Origin of the sequence: Pseudoalteromonas luteoviolacea, assembly GCF_001696455.1 — a bacterium.
Lineage (GTDB): Bacteria > Pseudomonadota > Gammaproteobacteria > Enterobacterales > Alteromonadaceae > Pseudoalteromonas > Pseudoalteromonas luteoviolacea_C.
The window spans coordinates 21,737-42,176 of record NZ_MAUJ01000019.1 but is presented as its reverse complement, the minus strand read 5'-3'; the positions used below and the strand labels follow the sequence as shown (position 1 = coordinate 42,176).

Here is a 20,440-nt window from a genome sequence, read left to right as displayed (position 1 = left end):
CGGCTTATTCAATTATCAATAAAATCTTAATTATGTTTTCTCTTTTGTGCTTGTTATCAGCTTTAGCAATAGGAATTACTCTATGGTTTGGAAGGAGCCAATGGGCTCTTATCAGCGGAGCACATAGGAGTAATTGTGATAAGCCGTTTTAAGATAATTTTAGTAGGTCTATTTTTATTCAATAGCCATATCGCCAGCAGTAATGAATTAGAAGTACGCTCTAGCGAACAGCTTAAGTGGGGCCCTTTAAACCCCGCAAGGGGTGCCGCCAGCCCTCAAGCTGCTGACTTATGGGGCGATCGTAAAAGCAGTTCAGCCACAGGCTTTTTGGTTAAGTTTAAGCCGGGTTTTGAATCGCCACCACATATTCATAATGTGACTTATCGAGGGGTTGTTATTGAAGGGCTTATTCACAATGATGATCCAGAAGCCACAGCCGCGTGGCTACCGGCCGGATCTTTTTGGACGCAGCCTGCTGGTGAAGCACACATTACCGCAGCAAAAGGGACGCACAGTATTGCCTACATTGAGATTGATAATGGCCCTTATTTGGTGCATCCAAAAGAGCAAGCGTTTGATAATGGTGAGCGAGCCGTGAATGTGGATCAATCAAACCTAGTTTGGCTTGGTGCGAATGACATCAAATGGATTGATACTCCGCAAGATATCAAACGCGCATTTTTGTGGGGAAGTACCTCTAAAGGCCAGTTTAATGGTAGCTTCATTAAGCTTCCAAAAGGCTTTCTCGGACAGATAAAAAGTGAAGGAAGCGTCTTTCATGCTGTTGTGATTAGTGGTCAATTAAAACCTATTAATCAGCAAACAATGCTTAACCCCGGTAGTTATTTTAGTCACGCAGGTAATGCGTCACATATTGGTGCGGTCAGTGATGAAGTGATAATTTATGTTCGTACTAATGGCAGACTTCATATTTTAAGTAGTAAATAATGCAATGTACTTGCTGTTTATTTTTGTAATCTTAAAAGCGATATATTAATTGTTTTGTCAGCCAGCTGCTTTGCCTACTGCTATAGTCACCTTTGGGCCCTCGATAGAGTGCCCATTTTATCTGTAAACAAGTATTTAGCCCAGTGACGACTTGTTGGCTGCAAGGTATTTATAATAGTAACTCGTGCTATGTAATTGCCCCGACGTGTCAGATACGTAGTAAGGGATCTGCCCAACTTTGGTGTACCCTGTTGAATGATAAAACTGCTCAGCTTTGTCACCACTTTGAGTATCTAAAACCAACAGTTGAACACCCTGTTGCAACGCATCTGACTCAACATATGCCATCAGTTTTGAAGCATATCCTTGACGGTGCGAGCCTGGATGAACGAGTAATTTTTCAACCTCTGCGCGATGACGGGCATTTTGTTTTTGGCACAATGCCAGCTGCACTGTGGCATGTATCTCATTGTCATCATAAAGCACATATAACAATTTTTGATTATTGCTAATATCTCGTGCCACCATTTTCCAGTATAGAGCCAACTCACAGGCTTTGGCTGGCGCGTAAAAGCCCAAAGAGGCCCCCTGATTAATGCAAGCACTTAAGAGCGTGTGTAAACTCTCAATGATTGGCTGTTCTAATAGAGCAATGCGTTCAATTGTTATCACTTGGTCACCATGCACTTTAACTCAGCGATATGCGCATCTAAATCAGAAAGCTGTTTAAATAGATTGCTACGTTTGATTTGCAGTTGAGCTAATTGTTGTGCCTGAGTGGCATTGTGCGCGCGCACGGCTTTATATAAACGCTGTTGAGAAATATGGCATGATTTGGCACTTTCGCTAATGCTTAGTCCTTTTTCGTTTACCATTTGTATTGCTCGGCGCAAATTATTTTGTTTGTTTAAAGTCGTTATATCCATGGGAGGCCCTTTTTCACTTGTTAGAAAAATAACGAGAAGAAAGATTAGTGCCATATTTCAAGTGCAATAAAATCAGTTAGATATATTTTTCAATATGTGAGTTTTGAGCCATAAAGGTGCTTTGTCTCCAGACTTGCACCAAAGTGGGGGCATGGATTGGTTGGTTTTTTCGCTCTATTAACTCAAAACTAGAAGAATGCTTTTTCCATTTTAGAAGACAAGTAACTTTTGGCATTTGTAAAAAATACCAAGAGTAATAATAAGCCAACGAACAACCATACAGGGGTATGTCCTTGTTTACTAAAAAAACTATGGCCGGATATCAGTTTTAATTCTGTACTGAGTACCTCACTGGCAAACTGCGGTATCGTGACCTGTTGTTGAGATAGCGGATCATACACGCCGCTTATCCCATTATTTGTCACCCGCACCATGGGCCTTTGCAGCTCTAATGCGCGCATTCTTGCAATTTGCATATGTTGATGCGGGCCATGCGAGTCGCCAAACCATGCGTCATTACTGACTGTAAATAAGATATCTGACTCATGGGTATAGTTACCACGTACCAGCTCGCTAAATGCAATTTCATAGCATATTGCGGGTAACACATGAAGACCATTGGCAAGCAAGTTATTTTGTACTGCATCCCCACGAGAAAAAGAGGACATCGGCAGGTCGAATAGTGGGGCAAGCGGTCTTAACACATCCTCAAAGGGCACAAACTCCCCGATGGGCAGCAATTGGTGTTTTTGATAGCGATTGCGATGCAGGTATCGATAATGACCCTCTTGATCATCACGCTGCTTTTTGCCGAGTACGATAAGGGTGTTGTATACATTGCGTGTATCAAACTGGTAGTCTGGGATCCCGGTTATCAATGCGGTGTTATTGAAGGCCGCTGCTTTATCTAAATTGATTAAATAGTCGAACGCATAGTCTTCAATCTCAGGGATAGCCGCTTCAGGCCAAACAACCAAGTCAACGTCTGCCCAATTAGGTCTGGTCATGTCTTGGTATTTAGACATAGTTGGCCAAAACTGCTCTGGGGCCCAGCGTAGGCTCTGTTCAATATTGCCCTGTACCAGCAAGGTTTTAAGTTGTTGGCCACTGTAGCGATTATCTGTGCTGTACGCACTGAAAAGATACAATAAAGCGATAGGAGTGAGTGTCACCATGACACTTTTATAGTGCCTGTATCTAAGCAGCCAGTATCCGGCATAGCCAAGTGCAACACAGATGAGCGTCAAGCCAAATTCGCCTATCCAAGGTGCCAAGCTATTGAGTGGCGAATCTGTCAGTGTGTAGCCAAAGCTGAGCCAAGGAAACCCTGTCAGCAGGGTACCTCGAAGGTACTCTGTGATTGCAAATCCACTGATGAGTAATGCCAATCGTTGCCAGTGAGACTTGCTATAGCGATTTGCAAAAGCAAAAGCCAGTGCGGGGTAAATGGCTAAATAAGCACACAGGAACGCCATTGCAAGCAAAGAGAGTGCAATTGGCAGCCCGCCAAATTGTGCAATAGAAACATGGACCCAGCTAATACCTAGCGCGAACCAACCAAATCCAAACAAAAAACCATATTTAGCGGCTTGTTTGGGGGTGGGTTGATCGGTGACATAAATTGCTATTATCAAGCAGACAAATGTGAGGGGCCACAGGCCAAATGGCGCATAGGCGAGTGTAAGCGCACAGCCTGCAATAAGAGCAAGCCATGCGTTTTTATCTTTACATAGGGTAGTGAGCTTATTCAGTTGTGTCTTCAACATGCTCAGTTTTAGGCACCGTTACTTGCAATTGCAAAATACGGCGATTGTCAGAATTGGTTACTTTAAACTGCAACGGTTCGACATCAATGGTTTCACCTTTGCTTGGCATATGACCAAACGCATGCAAGATAATACCACCGATAGTATCCGCTTCTTGGGTGTCATATTCTGTTTTAAAGTACTCGTTAAACTCTTCAAGTGGCGTGAGCGCCTGCACATTAAATACATGCTTAGAAAGTTGACGTATATCTTGTTGCTCATCTTCATCGTCGTGTTCATCTTCGATTTCACCCACGATGGTTTCGAGAATATCTTCAATGGTAACTAAGCCTGATACACCACCATATTCATCAATTACGATAGCCATGTGATATCGCTTTTGTCTGAATTCATTAAGTAAAGTATCAACCCTTTTGCTTTCGGGTACTACAATAGCCGGACGTAAGTACTCTTTGATTGCAGGCAGTGAGCCATTACGCTTGAGAATTAAAGGTAAAAGATCTTTTGCGAGCAATATACCTTCAACATGGTCTTTGTCTTCACAAACCACGGGGAAGCGTGAATGACTAGACTCAACCATCGCTGGTAGTTGAGACTCTAAGTCTTGCTCTACATCAAGCGTTATCATTTGAGAGCGCGGGATCATGATGTCGCGAACTTTGAGCTCAGAAACACTCAAAACACCTTCCATCATGTCTTTAGTCTCAGGGTCGATAAGTGCTCTTTCTTGAGCGTCAGCAATGACTTCTACCAACTCTTCTTTGTTTTGGGGTTCCCCTTGCAGCATCTGAGTGATGCGTCCAAGCCAGTTTCTGCTAGAAGAACCCTGGCTACTTTGCGAGTTATCGTCGCTCATTGTAGTCTTTTACTCCAATTAATTAATGTCATCTCGATATGGGTCAGCAATGCCCAAATCGGCTAAAAATTCTTTTTCAAGACTTTCCATTTCCATGGCGTCTTGTTCATTTATATGGTCAAAGCCCAACAAATGCAAGCACCCATGAATGACCATATGAGCAAAATGATCATGGAAAGATTTTTCTTGTTCCTGAGCTTCACGAAAAACCACTTGAGGACAAATAATTAGGTCTCCAACAAGCGGCAATTCAATACCCGGTGGTGCTTCAAAAGGAAATGACAGTACGTTCGTCGGCTTGTCTTTTCCTCTGTATTGGCTATTCAATTCTTGGCTTTCAGTTTCATCAGCAATGCGAATTGTCACTTCAGCATGTTCTCTATACGGAAGTAGCGCTTTTTCAGCCCAGTTTTGAAACTGGCTTTCGCTTGGCAATTCTTTAAACTCACAGGCGAGCTGTAAATCTACATCAACACTCATGATTCTGGACCTTGTTGTTCAGCTGCTTGCTGTCTTGCTCTTTGCTTCGCAACTTTTTCTTGACGCTCTTGCTCTTCTTTCTCTTCGTATGCTTCCACAATTCGTGCCACAACTGGGTGACGGACAACATCATGTGACTTAAAGAAGTTGAATGAGATTTCATCTACATTACTGAGTACTTCTATCGCGTGACGTAATCCTGAGCGCGCTCCACGGGGTAAATCAACCTGTGTGATATCTCCGGTGATGACCGCTTTTGAGTTGAAGCCAATACGCGTCAAAAACATTTTCATTTGTTCTGTTGTGGTATTCTGGCTTTCATCGAGAATGATAAAGGCATCATTTAAAGTTCGTCCACGCATATAAGCAAGAGGGGCAACTTCTATGACATTTTTTTCGATTAAACGTTCAACTTTTTCAAAACCCAGCATCTCAAACAATGCGTCATAAAGCGGGCGTAAGTATGGATCAATCTTCTGTGTTAAGTCACCTGGCAAAAAGCCCAGCTTTTCACCTGCTTCGACTGCAGGACGAGTCAAAAGAATACGTCTTATCTCTTGACGCTCTAATGCGTCTACGGCAGCAGCAACGGCTAAATAGGTTTTACCTGTTCCCGCAGGACCAATACCAAAGCTGATATCGTGAGTCAGAATATTTGCAACATACTGGCTTTGATTCGGGTTTCTCGGTTTAACTACGCCACGACGTGTTTTAATAAAGACTTCTTTTTCCCACACATTAGGCGTGTCTTGTTCAAGGCAATTCGCTTCGGTGATTGCCAAATGCACGTTGTCTGGCTCAATATCTTTGGCTTTACCTTTTACAGGTTGAGTATCAACGTACAGAGACTTTAAAATATCGACCGCAGCTTTGGCTGTGATTTGATTACCTGTGACTTTAAACCAGTTATCTCTGTGAGCAACTTCGACGCCAAGTCGGCGTTCTATTTGTTTTAAGTTATCGTCAAAAGGGCCACAAAGAGAAGATAGGCGGTTGTTGTCGGCAGGTTCTAGATAAAACTCAATATTTTTTACTTGATTGCTCAAAATGACTTCCTAAGATTGAATGCGCCAGCAAGGAGCTGGCGCAAAACGTTCGTTCTATGGAGTGAAGGTAGCAACACCTAACTCGTTAGCTTCAGGTTCCGATGGTGCGCGATTTAAAATGTCCGATGGGGCAACATCACGACGCAAATCCATCTCAGCTTCGGTTCTGAGCAATTCACCGCGAAGTGAATTTGGTAGCGCCTCTGTAATACGTACATCAACAAATTGACCGATCACTGAATGTGGCCCTTCAAAGTTAACCACGCGGTTATTTTCAGTACGTCCACGTAGCTCCATTGGGTTTTTCTTAGATGGGCCTTCCACTAAAATACGTTGCTCAGTATCAAACATCTTGCGGCTAATATCTTGTGCCATTTGGTTGATACGATTTTGTAAAATGTAAAGGCGCTCTTTTTTCTCTTGCTCAGGTACATCGTCAGGCAAGTCTGCGGCTGGCGTACCAGGGCGAGCAGAATAAATAAAGCTAAAGCTCATATCAAAGCCAATGGCATTGATAAGGTTCATTGTTTCTTCAAAGTCCGCCTTAGATTCACCTGGGAAGCCGATGATGAAATCTGAGCTCATGCTCAAATTAGGACGCACTTTGCGAAGCTTTCTGATTGTTGACTTGTACTCAAGGGCCGTGTGGCCGCGCTTCATCAGGTTAAGTACGCGGTCAGAACCACTTTGAACTGGTAAATGTAGGTGATCTACAAGCTCTGGCACATCTTTGTACGCTTCGATGATATCTGGCGTAAATTCCACAGGGTGTGATGTTGTGTAGCGAATACGGTCAATACCGTCAATCGCAGCAACATAACGCAGTAAATCTGAGAAATAACAGATCTCACCGTCGTGCATTTCACCACGGAACGCATTCACGTTTTGACCTAGTAGGTTGACTTCACGAACACCTTGTTCGGCAAGTTGAGCAACTTCTAAAATGACATCGTCAAGTGGGCGACTCACTTCTTCACCACGTGTGTATGGCACCACGCAGAAAGTACAGTATTTAGAGCAACCTTCCATAATCGATACAAAGGCGGTAGGCCCTTCAGCTTTTGGCTCTGGTAAACGATCGAACTTTTCAATTTCTGGGAATGAAATATCGACCACTGAGCCTTCTTTACCCTGTACTTGTTTGATCATTTCCGGTAGGCGATGCAGTGTTTGCGGGCCAAATACAATATCAACAAAAGGGGCACGTTGACGGATAGTGTCACCCTCTTGAGAAGCCACGCAGCCACCGACACCAATAACCAAGTCAGGGTTATCTTCTTTTAGTAATTTCCAGCGACCTAATTGGTGGAAAACTTTTTCCTGCGCCTTTTCACGAATTGAACAGGTATTGAGTAGGATCACATCCGCCTGCTCAGCCTCTTCTGTCAGCTGATAGCCATTGGTGGAGTCTAGTAGATCCGCCATTTTCTGGGAGTCATACTCATTCATTTGACAGCCCCAGGTTTTGATATGCAATTTTTTACCCATTGAAATAAAGCCTCGTTTTCAATTCGATGATAAGCACAACGCCTCGCCAGTTAATAAAATACCCCTATAACTGACTTACACTTACTAAAATAGCTTAAAAAGAGGCGTATTTTATATGACCTGTAGTCACTAGCCAAGTATAGATTTCATCTTTCAAAGTGGGGATCAATGACGGGTGTAATTATTCAGCTACAATCGTCGGAAGAGATCTTTTTTCTAGGATTTAAGATACAATGTATATACACCAAAAAATGTAGGCAAATTTATGAAAAATAACGTGTTGATAGTCGGTGGGGGCATGGTAGGTGCCGCGGCAGCGGTAGAGCTAGCGCGCCAAGGTTGCCAAGTCACTGTCATTGAGAATAATCCGATAGATGCGAGGGCGGTACTTGAAGGAGAGCAAGTAGATATTCGAGTATCGGCAATCAACCGTTTTTCGGAGGCATTACTAGATAAATTGGGTGCGATGGATTTAATTCGATTGAGTCGCAATGCACCATATCATCAATTAGAAGCCTATGAGCAGGGCAGTGAACACTTGCTGTTTGACAGAGAAGAGGTCTCAACGTCGCATTTGGGGCACTTGGTTGAAAATAGCATTATACAAGCCGCTTTGTGGTCTCAATTTGAAGAAAACAATATTCAGGTTGTTGAGGTTAAAGACGCCCCAATAGCCGTTGAGCAGCACCTAAGCAGTATTGAACTAGTCTACCCAGAGCAAAGGTTTACAGCGGATCTCTTGATCGCTGCTGATGGAGGGCGCTCGCAGCTCAGACATTTAGCTGGTATTGGTGTTACCGGCTGGCAATACCAGCAACACTGCATGGGGATTTTGATTAAATTAGATGCCCCGCAACAGGTTAAAACATGGCAGGAATTTAAACCGACAGGCCCAATTGCATTTTTGCCGATGCAAGCGCCTTATGCCAATCTCATCTGGTATCACCACAGCTCAGAGCTTAAGCGTTTGCAAACGCTCTCTAACGAAGCGCTTAAAGAAGAGGTGCTTTCACAGTTCTTTGACCTACCAGGAGATTTCACAATCGAACAGCGCGCTGTTTTCCCACTTGCGCGTCAACACGCTAATCAATACAGCAAGGGGCGATTGGTGTTGGTTGGAGATGCTGCCCATACGATCAACCCACTGGCTGGGCAGGGTGTTAATCTTGGATTTAAAGATGTTGCTGCATTAGGTGGTTGCTTACAAGGGGGTGATGATGTGGGTGAGTTATCTCAATTACATCAGTATGAAAAAATGCGCCGCAAAGATAACTTATTAATGATGAGCATGATGGATGCCTGCTACTTTGGTTTTTCAAACGAGTTAAAGCCTCTCAAATCACTACGCAGCTTGGCATTAACGCTCGCGAATAAAGCCGGCCCACTTAAAAGAGAAGTATTAAAGCATGCAATGGGTGGCAGTTTTTAAGTAATGTAAGTTTTTAAGTTTTGAAGAGAGGGAGCGAATGAGCTTCCTTTTTTATTGCGCAAAGGGGTGATTAAACAACACTATGAGGCTTTAAATTACTTTATAAGTAAACGAAAAAATGAATTTGAGAAGGTATCGAATAAAGTGATTGATAGTAACAGGAATAAAGGGAGTGCATTAAAGTAAGAAGATATTTAAACATGGTGCGGAAGGAGAGACTTGAACTCTCACATCCGAAGATACTGGAACCTAAATCCAGCGCGTCTACCAATTCCGCCACTTCCGCAATGTTTAATAATTATCTTATAGAAGATAATTGGCTGGAGTACCAGGATTTGAACCTGGGAATGGCGGGATCAAAACCCGCTGCCTTACCGCTTGGCGATACTCCAACTAGGTAGTCGATTATTTTAGTTCTTATCGAGAACATGGTGCGGAAGGAGAGACTTGAACTCTCACATCCGAAGATACTGGAACCTAAATCCAGCGCGTCTACCAATTCCGCCACTTCCGCAATATTTTATCTCTAAAGAGAGATGGCTGGAGTACAGGATTTGAACCTGGGAATGGCGGGATCAAAACCCGCTGCCTTACCGCTTGGCGATACTCCAACAAAAATTTCAAATCTAATTTGTTGGTCCCATGATTTGAATCTGGGGGTGGATGAGTGAGGGATCAAAACCTCTCTCTTCTGTCCTTACCGCTTTGCGATACTCCAACAATGGTAGTCGATTATTTTAGTTCTTATCGAGAACATGGTGCGGAAGGAGAGACTTGAACTCTCACATCCGAAGATACTGGAACCTAAATCCAGCGCGTCTACCAATTCCGCCACTTCCGCATGTATTTTCTTTTTAAGAAAATGGTGGCTATGCCCTGATTTGAACAGGGGACCCCATCATTATGAGTGATGTGCTCTAACCAGCTGAGCTACATAGCCATTGGCTGGAGTACCAGGATTTGAACCTGGGAATGGCGGGATCAAAACCCGCTGCCTTACCGCTTGGCGATACTCCAACGAAACGATTATTTTAGTTCTTATCGAGAACTTGGTGCGGAAAGAGAGACTTGAACTCTCACATCCGAAGATACTGGAACCTAAATCCAGCGCGTCTACCAATTCCGCCACTTCCGCACATCAGGTAGTTAGTTTTAAAGTTGCTAATCAACTTGAAAAAGCATGGTGGCTATGCCCTGATTTGAACAGGGGACCCCATCATTATGAGTGATGTGCTCTAACCAGCTGAGCTACATAGCCATCTCTTTTTCGTTTATCACCATCGCTGGTGCGGGGCGTATTATGCGTATATGCCCCCATGCCGTCAACACCTTTTTTTGAAAAAATCTCTTATCACAGATTGTTTGCAGATAAATTAAGCGAAACGGCCTGTTTTTATACCAAAACAAATCTAAAAGTACAAACTAGATTAACGATAAGTACTAAAAAGTCATCGCTTCAATAGGAAATTGAATATAGGGGCGCGCGTGATTTTTTGCACGCAAGAGATTTTTGTGGGCTTAAAAACGAAAAAAGCTCCAATAAAAAGGAGCTTTTTTGACATACGTATAATTGAGCGTTTATACGTTGAATAGGAAGTTCATTACATCACCATCTTTTACGATGTAATCTTTACCTTCTTGACGCATTTTACCCGCATCTTTTGCACCACTTTCGCCTTGGTACTCTATGTAGTCGTCAAAGCCGATAGTTTGCGCACGAATAAAGCCTCGTTCAAAGTCTGTATGGATCTTACCCGCTGCTTGTGGTGCAGTTGCGCCTACAGGAATCGTCCAAGCTCGCACTTCTTTGACACCCGCTGTAAAGTAAGTTTGTAACTTGAGTAGCTCGTAACCGCCACGAATCACTAGGTTAAGACCTGGCTCTTCAAGGCCAAGATCAGCCATGAATTCAAGCTTGTCTTCTTCTTCAAGTTCAGAAAGCTCAGATTCAATCGCAGCACATACAGGGATAACAACAGCGTCTTCTTCAGCTGCGATCTCACGTACTTTGTCGAGGAATGGGTTATTTTCAAAACCATCTTCAGTAACGTTTGCGATATACATCGTTGGCTTGATAGTTAAGAAGTTAAGCGGCTTAATCGCAACTAGCTCTTCTTTAGTTAGCTCTAAAGAACGCAGTGTTAAACCTTCATCAAGGTGTGCTTTCACTTTTTCTAACACTTCGTTTTGGAATTTAGCTTCTTTATCGCCGCCTTTTGCTTTCTTAGCATTACGCTGCGCTGCGCGATCTGCCGCTTCCATATCAGCCAAAACAAGTTCGGTGTTGATTACGTCGATATCATCGGCAGGGTTTACCTGACCTGAAACGTGTACGATATTTTCATCTTCAAAACAGCGAACAACATGGCCAATAGCATCAGTTTCACGAATATTGGCTAGGAACTGGTTACCTAGGCCTTCACCTTTTGATGCACCTTTTACCAAACCTGCAATATCAACAAACTCCATTGTGGTTGCAATGGTTTTTTGCGGATTAACAATCGCAGCCAGTTGATCTAGACGCGGGTCCGGAACGGCAACAACGCCTGTGTTTGGTTCGATTGTACAAAACGGAAAGTTTGCGGCTTCGATTCCCGCTTTAGTTAATGCATTAAATAGGGTTGATTTACCAACGTTCGGTAAACCCACAATGCCACATTTAAAACCCATAATTTTGAACCTTCAGTTAATCAAATTGTTGCCGTATGAATATGTCTTACGGCTTAAATGAATGTAGTCTGTTTTGTGCTTTTAACACACCGTCTTTCGCTAAAATTTCCATGCAGCGAACTGCTTCATCAACGACCGCATCAATTTTTTCTTGGTCAGCTTTGGGTGCTTTACCCAGAACCCAGCCCGTGACTTTATCTCGGTGACCTGGGTGACCAATGCCTATTCGTAAGCGCATAAATTCTTTGTTGTTGCCAAGCTTAGAAATAATGTCTTTCAAGCCATTATGTCCACCATGGCCACCGCCTTTTTTAATTTTGGCGATACCAGGGTCCATATCCATTTCGTCATGTGCAACGAGAATGTTTTCGGCTGGAATTTTAAAAAAGTTTGCAAGGCTTGAGACTGCTTTGCCACTTAAATTCATATAAGTGGTGGGAATAAGCAATTTGAATTCTTGGTTATTGATAAGTACTTTGCCTGTCAGGCCATGATACTTAGAGTCAGGTTTGAGAATGCAATTGTAGCGTTTTGCCAGTTCTTCTACGAACCACGCACCGGCATTGTGACGAGTGTTTGCATATTCGGGGCCTGGATTAGCCAGGCCCACAAGCATTTGAATATTATTCAAGGTGTTAACACCTTAAAAATTACTCAGCAGCTTCTTCAGCTTCTTCTTCAGAAGCAGCGCCTTTAGGAGCGTTCAAAGTAACAACAGCTTGGTCGTGGTCCGCACCTTTAGCTAGTTCTACTGAAACAACACCTGCAGGTAGTACAACGTCAGAAAGGTGTACAGTTGCACCTACTTCTAGCGCAGCAACATCAACTTCTACGAACTCAGGAAGCTGAGCTGGTAGACAAGTGATTTCGATTTCTGTTACGTGGTGAGCAACAGTGTTACCGCCTTTAGTAGCAGCTTCTTCGTTGATGAAGTGTACTGGTACCTTAGTGTGGATCTTCTGAGAAGCATCAACACGTTGGAAGTCTAAGTGAGTGATCTTAGGCTTGTACGGGTGACGCTGGATGTCTTTAACGATAGCTTCAACAGACTCACCGCCAATGTTTAGCGTAAGGATGTGAGTGTAGAAACCTTCGTCTTCTTGCATGTGGATCACTTTGTTGTGATCAAGAGTAAGAGAAACAACTTCTTTACCTAAACCGTAAAGGATTGCAGGAACTTTCTCAGCGCGACGTAGGCGGCGGCTCGCACCAGTACCTAATTCTACGCGTACTTCAGCGTCTAAAACGTATTGTGACATAACTGTCTCCAAAATATATAAAGTTAATAATGTCAGAAAACTCGCGACCAAATTTTCTGGCGTATACCTATCAAGCTCACAAATTGTAGGCTCAATAGGTAAAAAAGGCGCGCTAATATAGCACTATCATGGTTAGATTAAAACCATTAGGGCAATAAAAAAGCACCAATAGGTGCTTTTTTATTTATTCCTGCAATGAATTAGTGTTCGAACATTGCTGAAATTGATTCTTCATTGCTGATACGGCGGATTGTTTCAGCCATCATATCAGCTAAGGTTAATACTTTAACCTTATCAAGTGCGCGTAATTCGTCTGATAATGGAATTGAGTCAGTTACAATGACTTCGTCAATAACAGAGTTGCGTAGGTTTTCAGCTGCGTTGCCAGAAAGTACTGGGTGAGTAGCGTACGCAAATACACGCTTCGCGCCGTGCTCTTTAAGTGCCGCGGCTGCTTTACATAACGTACCACCAGTGTCGATCATGTCGTCAACGATGATACAGTCACGACCTTCTACGTCACCAATAATGTGCATGACTTGAGAAACGTTTGCTTGTGGACGACGCTTGTCGATGATCGCAAGGTCTTTGTCGTCAAGAAGCTTCGCAATAGCGCGTGCACGCACAACGCCACCGATGTCTGGTGATACAACAACAACATCGTCGAAATCACGCTCTTTCATGTCTTCGATAAGCACAGGGCTACCAAATACGTTGTCCACAGGGACATCGAAGAAACCTTGAATTTGTTCTGCATGTAGATCCACAGTTAAAACGCGGTCAACACCTACACTTGATAGGAAGTCTGCTACCACTTTTGCAGTGATTGGCACACGTGCTGAACGAACGCGGCGGTCTTGACGTGCATAACCAAAGTATGGGATCACTGCTGTGATACGGCCAGCAGAAGCACGACGTAGTGCATCAACCATAACGATAAGCTCCATCAGGTTATCGTTTGTTGGTGCACAAGTTGATTGAATAATAAAGACGTCTGAACCACGTACATTTTCATTGATTTGAACGCTGATCTCACCGTCACTAAAACGGCCTACAACGGCATCACCTAACTCAATAAATAAACGTTTTGCAACTTTTTGAGCTAGCTCGGGTGTTGCGTTACCAGCGAAGAGCTTCATGTCGGGCACGGTAGGGTTCCTCAGGCACTGAATTTTTGGACTAACATGCAAAGACTTAAATAGCACAGTCAATACAGGCTAACTTAAACTAATTTACTTCTCTTTGTTTAGCCACGTAGCGAGTTGCTTGTGAGTAATCGATTCACTTGCACTTTTTGCTACAAAGCCTTGCCAAGAAGCTGGTATATCTTGGAGTACACGCTGTGCTGTTTGCTCGTCATCAAATGTGGCAAAGCAGCAACTTCCAGTTCCAGTCATTCTTGACGGCGCATATTTTAGCAACCACGTCAGGGTCTTTTCAACCTCAGGGTAAAGCTTTTTAACTAACTCTTCACAGTCATTGCGAGTTTCGGCCATACTCCACGGTGCTTTTAGTTTAGGTGTACTGCGTGGTAAAGCCGGATCTGTGAACACTTTTGCCGTGCTGACATGCACACCTGGGGCGATAACTAAGTACCATTTATCAGCCTGTTCATATGTGGTTAATTGTTCTCCAACCCCTTGAGCTAGTGCCGTTTTCCCATTAATGAAAACGGGCACATCGGCACCGAGTTGTAAACCAATAACCGCCAACTCAGCTAACGATAATTGACAATTCCACAATACATTGAGAGCGAGTAACGTTGTTGCTGCATCCGATGAACCGCCACCAACTCCTCCGCCCATGGGTAAGTGTTTAGTTAAATGTACAGTTACACCTTTTTTCAAGGTTCGGTATGTTCGCAAAGACATCGCGGCTTTGTAGATTAAGTTGTCTTCTTTGGGAATGCCATCAACATCGCCTGATATGTTGATAGAGTCTGATTCTGTCAACTCAAATGTCAGTTCATCACCAAAGTCTAGCATAGTGAATAAACTTTCAAGTTCGTGATAACCGTCTTCTCTTCTGCCATTTATATGTAAAAACAGGTTTAATTTGGCCGGTGCTGTCAGTGTTAATTTGTTCATTTATGTATCAAAGTGCCATGCGTTTATTTGAATTTTTATTGATATATCTTGATGTGAAAGTGTAAGTCGCGCAGGTAATGTTAGCCCATCAAAGTTGCGATATCGTTGGTACTTAATGGTCCACACCTTGCCTTGTTCGTCTTGCCAGCTAGCTTCGCTGATATTACCTTGCACATCAAGTTCATAATGATCATTTAGGCGAGTCGCTGTGAACCAATTAGGCGCCTGTTTAATAGGCAGTTGCCACCCACTGATCCGTTCAATAAGCGGGCCGCTTTCAGGTCCGGTGTAAGGTTTACCATCTACGATAATTTCACTGTGGTGGGCGAACTCAGTCATTTTTAAAACTTGCGTGCCGATAAAACTAGACAGTGTTAGTGATTGCTTGTCGTTTTGTAATTGCCAATTAAAATTAACGGATTGGCGATCATCGTCGGATATAAAGGCAATTTTGCCTCGTGCTTGCCAGACGTTGAACGTATTTAGGGTGTTTAGGGTCGCTTGTCCCTGAACTGGGCTCTTAGGTGACTGCGCACATCCACCTAGAAATAAAAAAAACATGAGCAAAATCAAATGAATTTGTTTCAAATGGGGTTCCTTACTTTCCATATTCGGTTGATTTTTGGTAAAATTGGCCGCTTTAAAGCAGGGCTCGGGCAACACTGGCATTTATGACCATCATCGCACTAGGTATTAATCACAAAACCGCTTCAGTTGAATTACGTGAAAAAGTCGCATTTTCACCAGAGCAATTGTCGAGAGCTTTAGAGCAGCTTAATAAGCTATCAGCGTTTCACGAATCTGTGATTGTGTCTACCTGTAACCGTACCGAAATCTATTGTAGCCTCGAGCAAGATAATTCCCAAGCACTACTCAGTTGGCTTGCTGAATTTCATCATATCGAAGAGCAAGAGCTTGCAGAGAATGTGTATATTCACCAAAACCAAGACGCCGTGAACCACCTAATGCGAGTTGCATGTGGCTTAGACTCCTTAGTGCTTGGTGAGCCGCAGATCCTTGGCCAGATTAAACAAGCTTACAACAGCTCCAAAGTACATCATGTGATCCAACCGATGTTTGAGCGTTTGTTTCAAAAAACATTTTCGGTGGCTAAGCAAGTAAGAACAGAAACAGATATCGGTGCCAGTGCTGTTTCGGTTGCTTACGCAGCAGTAAACTTAGCAAAGCACATTTATGGCAAACTCGATAAAACCAGAGTGTTACTGATCGGGGCAGGTGAAACCATCGAATTGGTGGCTAAACACCTATCTCAGCATCACCCACAGCACATTACTGTGGCCAATCGTACCATTGAGCGTGCTAAAAACTTGGCGCAAGAGATTGATGGGAGTGTGATTTCGCTGGCGCAGTTACCAGATGAATTACACCATGCTGATATTGTGATTAGCTCTACCGCGAGTACCTTACCCATCATTGGTAAAGGTGTCGTCGAGCAAGCCTTAAAGCGACGTAAATATCGCCCTATGTTGTTTGTTGATATTGCGGTGCCTAGAGACATTGAAAGTCAGGTGAACGAGTTAGATGCAGCATATCTCTATACGGTTGATGATTTACAAGCAATCGTAAACGAAAATATTGCCAGCCGAGAACAAGCGGCTAAGCAAGCGCAGGATATTATTGACGAGAAAACGCGAGAATTCGCAGACTGGCAACGCTCGTTAAAATCTGTCGATGTTATTCGCCAATACAGAACTTCGGCACAAGAAATAAAAATAGAGCTCGTGGAAAAGGCTGTAAATCAGCTACAATCGGGTAAAGATTCAGAAAAAGTCTTGCTAGAACTGGCAAATAAATTAACTAATCGACTCACTCATGCCCCGACGCACGCTATTCAGAAGGCGGCAAAGGAAGGGGACACTGAGCGATTGGTGTTGCTAAAGCAGGCATTAGGTATTGAACAGGAATAAAATTTAGATGAAAGAGTCTGTCTATCGTAAGTTAGAAAGCTTAGTTGAACGTCATGAAGAAGTAGAGGCGATGCTGGGCGATCCAGAAGTGATTGGCGATCAGAATCGATTTCGTGCACTTTCTAAAGAATACTCAGAGTTAGAAGATGTCGTGAAAACGTTTACGGCGTATCAGCAAGCACAAGAAGACGTTGCTACCGCAGAAGAAATGCTTAAAGACTCTGATCCAGATATGCGTGAAATGGCGCAAGAAGAGTATAAAGAAGCCAAAGCTGCCATTTCAGAGCTTGAAGATCAGTTACAAGTACTCATGTTACCGAAGGATCCTAAAGACGATAATAACGTTTACCTTGAAGTGCGTGCAGGTACTGGTGGTGACGAAGCGGCGATTTTTGCCGGGGACCTATTCAGAATGTACAGCCGTTACGCTGAAACACAGAAGTGGCAAGTTGAAATTGTCAGTGCAAATGAAGGCGAACATGGCGGTTATAAAGAAGTCATTGCCAATATTAAAGGTGATGGCGTGTACGGCAAACTGAAGTTTGAATCAGGCGCGCACCGTGTGCAACGTGTACCTGAAACTGAATCGCAAGGCCGTGTACATACATCCGCATGTACCGTTGCGGTGATGGCTGAAATCCCAGAAGCGGAAGCCATCGAAATAAACCCTTCTGATCTTAAGGTTGATACCTTCAGAGCATCGGGAGCCGGTGGTCAGCACGTTAACAAAACAGATTCTGCCATTCGTATTACACACATTCCAACAGGTGTCGTTGTTGAATGTCAGGATGAGCGTTCGCAGCATAAGAACCGTGCCAAAGCACTTTCAGTACTCGGTGCTCGATTACAGCAAGCGGAAGATGAAAAGCGTCAAGCTGCGGAAGCAAGTGAGCGTCGCAACCTCGTAGGTAGTGGAGATCGTTCAGAGCGTATCCGTACATACAACTACCCACAAGGCCGTATAACGGACCATCGTATAAATTTAACCTTGTATCGACTAAATGAAGTGGTCAGTGGTGAACTTGGGGCGATTATTGATCCTTTACTGCTTGAACACCAAGCAGATCTGTTGGCGGCAATGGGTGACGATTAACGTGACCTGCCCGTCGAATGCCCAAGCACTAGCTTGGGCTACAAAATTACTCGCCAACCTCTCCGACTCCCCAAAACTCGATGCTGAAGTTTTACTACTTCATGTGTTAGATAGACCACGTAGTTATCTGTTCACTTGGCCAGAAGAAGTGTTATCTGAACAACATTACGCAAAGTATAAAGAGTTGCTTGAAAAGCGCTGTGAAGGCCTTCCTGTTGCGCACTTGACTGGTGAGCGAGAGTTTTGGAGCTTACCTTTCTACGTTAATAACAGCACCCTGATCCCGCGCCCAGATACTGAGACGCTTGTCGAGCAAGCATTGGCACTCGAGATACCTAACGATGCCAAAGTTCTCGACTTAGGAACAGGGACTGGGGCCATTGCATTGTCCTTGGCGTCAGAAATGCCTAAATGGCAGTTATGGGCAGTTGATTACTCTGATGATGCAGTCTTGCTCGCGAAGAAAAATCAGCAGCGGCTAGACATTACTAATGCAACGATTTTACAAAGTGACTGGTTTACCAATGTACCAAAGCAGCGCTTTGATCTGATTGTGAGCAACCCTCCGTATATAGAAGAAAACGATGTTCATTTGTCACAAGGTGATGTTCGTTTCGAGCCGCTTTCGGCACTCGTCGCTCCTGAACAAGGCTATGCGGACATACGCCATATTGCTAAAAATGCGCTCGACTACCTGATGATTGGCGGGTATATCATGGTAGAGCATGGTTACGATCAAGGTGTGGGTGTGCAAGAGATTTTTGCACAAATGGGGTATGGCAATATACTTACAATAAAAGATATGGCAGGCTGTGACAGAGTAACATTGGCACAAAAGTTACAATGATGCATAGAATGCAGTAAAAATTTTTAAATTAGCGAGCGTCGAAACAAGCGTTAAGGACTCTATATGGATGATTTTTTGTTTTCAGATGAGCCGACCGATGTCACTGAAACTGAACAAAGTGGCAGTTGGAAAGTAATAATAGTTGACGATGAGCCCGAAGTGCACGCAGTAACTAAACTTGCTCTGAGCGACTTTGAATTTCAAAAGAAGAAGCTTGAGTTTTTGAGTGCTTATTCAGGGGAAGAAGCCAAACAAGTTGTCATGGAACACCCCGACGCAGCTATCGTGTTACTCGATGTTGTGATGGAAACAGATGACGCGGGATTAAAAGTCGCACAGTATATCCGTGAAACTGCCAAGAACAATAACATACGTATTATTTTGCGTACTGGTCAACCTGGCCAGGCTCCTGAGCGTCAAGTCATCGTTAACTACGACATCAATGACTACAAATCAAAAACAGAACTGACAGCGCAAAAGCTATTTACCGTAGTGATGTCTAGCTTGCGCTCATACCGTGACATACTCTCCATCGACCAGTCTCGTCAAGGCCTAGAAAAGATCATTACTGCATCAAGGGATATTTTCGCCACACACTCAATAGAGCAGTTTATTGAAGGTGTGATGCAACAGCTTACGTCGTTACTGGGTACGGTTGATGAGGCAATGTACGCTACGTCATTGGTTGCAAGCAATGAACCAGACTCTAACGGAGAAGCGTTAATCGTCTTTACGGGGCGTGGTGAGTTTGAGAAGTGTGAAGGCAAGCCGATAGAAGATGTGCTTAACGAAGAGCAGTATCAGGCTTGTAAAAAAGCATTGATCGAGAAAACCATAGTCTACAAAGATAACTATTTGTTCTCTTATTGTTCAAGTGAGTACAACCATGCTTCTATGCTGTTTGTCTCTGGTATCCCGGAGTTCTTGACGGATACTCAAAAGCACTTAATTGAAATCTTCTCGCAAAACGTTCAGTTAGCATATGAAAATGTGCAACTACAAGCCGAGATTGAGGATACACAACAAGAGCTGGTTTATCGCTTAAGTGAAGCGTTAGAAATGCGCTCTACTGATTCCGGTAATCATGTAAAGCGAGTCGCGCATATTTGCCATGCGCTTGCTGTGGGGTATGGTTTAAGCAACCGAGAAGCAGATCTGGTGAGAATTGCCTCTCCACTTCATGATGTTGGCAAGGTGGGTATTCCTGATGCTATCTTGAACAAACCGGCCAAGTTAGATGATGATGAGTGGCAGGTAATGCAAACACATGCTAAAAAAGGCTATCAGCTGCTCCGTGATTCAAGAAGAGAAATTGTTAATGCTGGGGCGTTAATTGCTAGAGATCACCATGAGAAGTGGGATGGCACAGGGTATCCAAAAGGTGCAAAAGCTGAAGAAATTCATATTTTCGGCCGTATCGTCGCGTTGGCAGATGTCTACGATGCTTTGAGACATCGTCGCTGTTATAAAGAAGCATGGGATTTACCTGAAGTGGTCGAAGAAATAAACAATCAAAGCGGCAAGCATTTCGACCCCAAATTGGTTGCTGTGTTTAACGACATCATTGAAGATTTGGAAGCAATCCTAACTCGCTTCCCTGATAAATTATGAGGTTAA

19 protein-coding genes and 9 tRNA genes are annotated in these 20,440 nt (G+C 43.6%); 6 read left to right on the top strand and 22 right to left on the bottom strand.

Going from position 1 to position 20,440, the window contains the following annotated elements; translation table 11 throughout:
* Nucleotides 1-135: 135 nt before the first annotated feature.
* Complete coding sequence (locus A7985_RS24735; protein WP_218061307.1) at nt 136-948, top strand: DUF4437 domain-containing protein; 813 nt, start codon at nt 136-138, stop codon at nt 946-948.
* 135 nt (nt 949-1,083) lie between these two features.
* On the opposite strand, the gene A7985_RS24730 is transcribed toward A7985_RS24735, so the two are convergent.
* The 7 genes from A7985_RS24730 to miaB form a co-directional block, all read right to left on the bottom strand.
* A complete protein-coding gene (locus A7985_RS24730) occupies nt 1,084-1,620 on the bottom strand; it encodes a GNAT family N-acetyltransferase (RefSeq protein WP_081310729.1) in 537 nt (178 codons plus the stop codon).
* Nucleotides 1,617-1,874 carry a hypothetical protein gene (locus tag A7985_RS24725; RefSeq protein ID WP_065793058.1) on the bottom strand — a complete coding sequence of 86 codons (258 nt, stop codon included), beginning with the start codon at nt 1,872-1,874 and terminating at the stop codon, nt 1,617-1,619. Before A7985_RS24725 ends, A7985_RS24730 begins: the two co-directional genes overlap by 4 nt.
* 188 nt (nt 1,875-2,062) lie before the next feature.
* A complete protein-coding gene (gene lnt / locus A7985_RS24720; protein ID WP_065793057.1) occupies nt 2,063-3,640 on the bottom strand; it encodes an apolipoprotein N-acyltransferase in 1,578 nt (525 codons plus the stop codon).
* On the bottom strand, nt 3,618-4,496 hold the full coding sequence (gene corC, locus A7985_RS24715) for a CNNM family magnesium/cobalt transport protein CorC (protein ID WP_065793056.1): 879 nt from the start codon (nt 4,494-4,496) through the stop codon (nt 3,618-3,620). The genes lnt and corC overlap by 23 nt, the downstream gene beginning before the upstream one ends.
* Before the next feature lie 18 nt (nt 4,497-4,514).
* Nucleotides 4,515-4,976 (bottom strand): rRNA maturation RNase YbeY, encoded by a 462-nt coding sequence (gene ybeY / locus A7985_RS24710; RefSeq protein ID WP_065793055.1) that lies wholly within the window; start codon nt 4,974-4,976, stop codon nt 4,515-4,517.
* A complete protein-coding gene (locus A7985_RS24705; protein ID WP_065793054.1) occupies nt 4,973-6,022 on the bottom strand; it encodes a PhoH family protein in 1,050 nt (349 codons plus the stop codon). The genes ybeY and A7985_RS24705 overlap by 4 nt, the downstream gene beginning before the upstream one ends.
* A gap of 54 nt (nt 6,023-6,076) precedes the next feature.
* Nucleotides 6,077-7,510: a tRNA (N6-isopentenyl adenosine(37)-C2)-methylthiotransferase MiaB gene (miaB, locus tag A7985_RS24700; RefSeq protein WP_065793053.1), complete on the bottom strand. Its 1,434-nt coding sequence runs from the start codon at nt 7,508-7,510 to the stop codon at nt 6,077-6,079.
* Nucleotides 7,511-7,775: 265 nt separating this feature from the next.
* On the opposite strand from miaB, the gene A7985_RS24695 reads away from it, so the two are divergent.
* Complete coding sequence (locus tag A7985_RS24695) at nt 7,776-8,939, top strand: FAD-dependent oxidoreductase (protein ID WP_065793052.1); 1,164 nt, start codon at nt 7,776-7,778, stop codon at nt 8,937-8,939.
* Nucleotides 8,940-9,140: 201 nt separating this feature from the next.
* Here the strand turns inward: A7985_RS24695 and A7985_RS24690 are convergent.
* From A7985_RS24690 to lolB, 15 genes are all read right to left on the bottom strand, one after another.
* Nucleotides 9,141-9,225 (bottom strand) — tRNA-Leu (locus A7985_RS24690).
* Between the two features lie 31 nt (nt 9,226-9,256).
* Nucleotides 9,257-9,331: transfer RNA gene (locus A7985_RS24685), tRNA-Gln, on the bottom strand.
* A gap of 37 nt (nt 9,332-9,368) precedes the next feature.
* A tRNA-Leu gene (locus tag A7985_RS24680) sits at nt 9,369-9,453 on the bottom strand.
* Between the two features lie 23 nt (nt 9,454-9,476).
* Nucleotides 9,477-9,550 (bottom strand) — tRNA-Gln (locus A7985_RS24675).
* A gap of 145 nt (nt 9,551-9,695) precedes the next feature.
* A tRNA-Leu gene (locus tag A7985_RS24670) sits at nt 9,696-9,780 on the bottom strand.
* Nucleotides 9,781-9,802: 22 nt separating this feature from the next.
* A tRNA-Met gene (locus A7985_RS24665) sits at nt 9,803-9,879 on the bottom strand.
* A gap of 2 nt (nt 9,880-9,881) precedes the next feature.
* Nucleotides 9,882-9,956, bottom strand: a tRNA-Gln gene (locus A7985_RS24660).
* A 33-nt stretch (nt 9,957-9,989) separates the two neighbouring features.
* Nucleotides 9,990-10,074, bottom strand: a tRNA-Leu gene (locus A7985_RS24655).
* Between the two features lie 46 nt (nt 10,075-10,120).
* Nucleotides 10,121-10,197: transfer RNA gene (locus A7985_RS24650), tRNA-Met, on the bottom strand.
* 320 nt (nt 10,198-10,517) lie between these two features.
* Entirely contained in the window at nt 10,518-11,609 is a 1,092-nt protein-coding gene (gene ychF, locus A7985_RS24645) for a redox-regulated ATPase YchF (RefSeq protein ID WP_063358081.1), read from the bottom strand.
* A gap of 46 nt (nt 11,610-11,655) precedes the next feature.
* Nucleotides 11,656-12,240, bottom strand: a complete 585-nt coding sequence (pth, locus tag A7985_RS24640; protein WP_065793051.1) for an aminoacyl-tRNA hydrolase — start codon at nt 12,238-12,240, stop codon at nt 11,656-11,658.
* 19 nt (nt 12,241-12,259) lie between these two features.
* On the bottom strand, nt 12,260-12,868 hold the full coding sequence (locus tag A7985_RS24635; RefSeq protein ID WP_046356450.1) for a 50S ribosomal protein L25/general stress protein Ctc: 609 nt from the start codon (nt 12,866-12,868) through the stop codon (nt 12,260-12,262).
* Nucleotides 12,869-13,068: 200 nt separating this feature from the next.
* Entirely contained in the window at nt 13,069-14,016 is a 948-nt protein-coding gene (locus A7985_RS24630; protein WP_063358080.1) for a ribose-phosphate pyrophosphokinase, read from the bottom strand.
* Nucleotides 14,017-14,100: 84 nt separating this feature from the next.
* Nucleotides 14,101-14,955, bottom strand: a complete 855-nt coding sequence (ispE, locus tag A7985_RS24625; protein ID WP_065793050.1) for a 4-(cytidine 5'-diphospho)-2-C-methyl-D-erythritol kinase — start codon at nt 14,953-14,955, stop codon at nt 14,101-14,103.
* Nucleotides 14,956-15,543: a lipoprotein insertase outer membrane protein LolB gene (gene lolB, locus A7985_RS24620; protein WP_081310730.1), complete on the bottom strand. Its 588-nt coding sequence runs from the start codon at nt 15,541-15,543 to the stop codon at nt 14,956-14,958.
* 83 nt (nt 15,544-15,626) lie between these two features.
* Here lolB and hemA point away from each other — a divergent pair, with 83 nt between their 5' ends.
* The 4 genes from hemA (at nt 15,627) to A7985_RS24600 (ending at nt 20,434) form a co-directional block, all read left to right on the top strand.
* A complete protein-coding gene (hemA, locus tag A7985_RS24615; protein WP_065793048.1) occupies nt 15,627-16,883 on the top strand; it encodes a glutamyl-tRNA reductase in 1,257 nt (418 codons plus the stop codon).
* Nucleotides 16,884-16,890: 7 nt separating this feature from the next.
* Nucleotides 16,891-17,976 carry a peptide chain release factor 1 gene (gene prfA, locus A7985_RS24610; RefSeq protein WP_065793047.1) on the top strand — a complete coding sequence of 362 codons (1,086 nt, stop codon included), beginning with the start codon at nt 16,891-16,893 and terminating at the stop codon, nt 17,974-17,976.
* On the top strand, nt 17,966-18,823 hold the full coding sequence (gene prmC / locus A7985_RS24605) for a peptide chain release factor N(5)-glutamine methyltransferase (RefSeq protein ID WP_065793046.1): 858 nt from the start codon (nt 17,966-17,968) through the stop codon (nt 18,821-18,823). The genes prfA and prmC overlap by 11 nt, the downstream gene beginning before the upstream one ends.
* A gap of 63 nt (nt 18,824-18,886) precedes the next feature.
* Nucleotides 18,887-20,434, top strand: coding sequence for a DUF3369 domain-containing protein (locus tag A7985_RS24600; RefSeq protein WP_065793045.1), 1,548 nt, complete (start codon nt 18,887-18,889; stop codon nt 20,432-20,434).
* Nucleotides 20,435-20,440: the final 6 nt, after the last annotated feature.

Excerpts from the sequence above, each read along its gene's own strand:
- ychF (WP_063358081.1), bottom strand. The coding sequence starts at position 11,609 with ATGGGTTTTAAATGTGGCATTGTGGGTTTACCGAACGTTGGTAAATCA.
- ispE (WP_065793050.1), bottom strand. The coding sequence starts at position 14,955 with ATGAACAAATTAACACTGACAGCACCGGCCAAATTAAACCTGTTTTTA.
- A7985_RS24695 (WP_065793052.1), top strand. The coding sequence starts at position 7,776 with ATGAAAAATAACGTGTTGATAGTCGGTGGGGGCATGGTAGGTGCCGCG.
- hemA (WP_065793048.1), top strand. The coding sequence starts at position 15,627 with ATGACCATCATCGCACTAGGTATTAATCACAAAACCGCTTCAGTTGAA.
- A7985_RS24600 (WP_065793045.1), top strand. The coding sequence starts at position 18,887 with ATGGATGATTTTTTGTTTTCAGATGAGCCGACCGATGTCACTGAAACT.
- A7985_RS24635 (WP_046356450.1), bottom strand. The coding sequence starts at position 12,868 with ATGTCACAATACGTTTTAGACGCTGAAGTACGCGTAGAATTAGGTACT.
- lnt (WP_065793057.1), bottom strand. The coding sequence starts at position 3,640 with ATGTTGAAGACACAACTGAATAAGCTCACTACCCTATGTAAAGATAAA.
- corC (WP_065793056.1), bottom strand. The coding sequence starts at position 4,496 with ATGAGCGACGATAACTCGCAAAGTAGCCAGGGTTCTTCTAGCAGAAAC.
- ybeY (WP_065793055.1), bottom strand. The coding sequence starts at position 4,976 with ATGAGTGTTGATGTAGATTTACAGCTCGCCTGTGAGTTTAAAGAATTG.
- A7985_RS24725 (WP_065793058.1), bottom strand. The coding sequence starts at position 1,874 with ATGGATATAACGACTTTAAACAAACAAAATAATTTGCGCCGAGCAATA.
- prfA (WP_065793047.1), top strand. The coding sequence starts at position 16,891 with ATGAAAGAGTCTGTCTATCGTAAGTTAGAAAGCTTAGTTGAACGTCAT.
- miaB (WP_065793053.1), bottom strand. The coding sequence starts at position 7,510 with ATGGGTAAAAAATTGCATATCAAAACCTGGGGCTGTCAAATGAATGAG.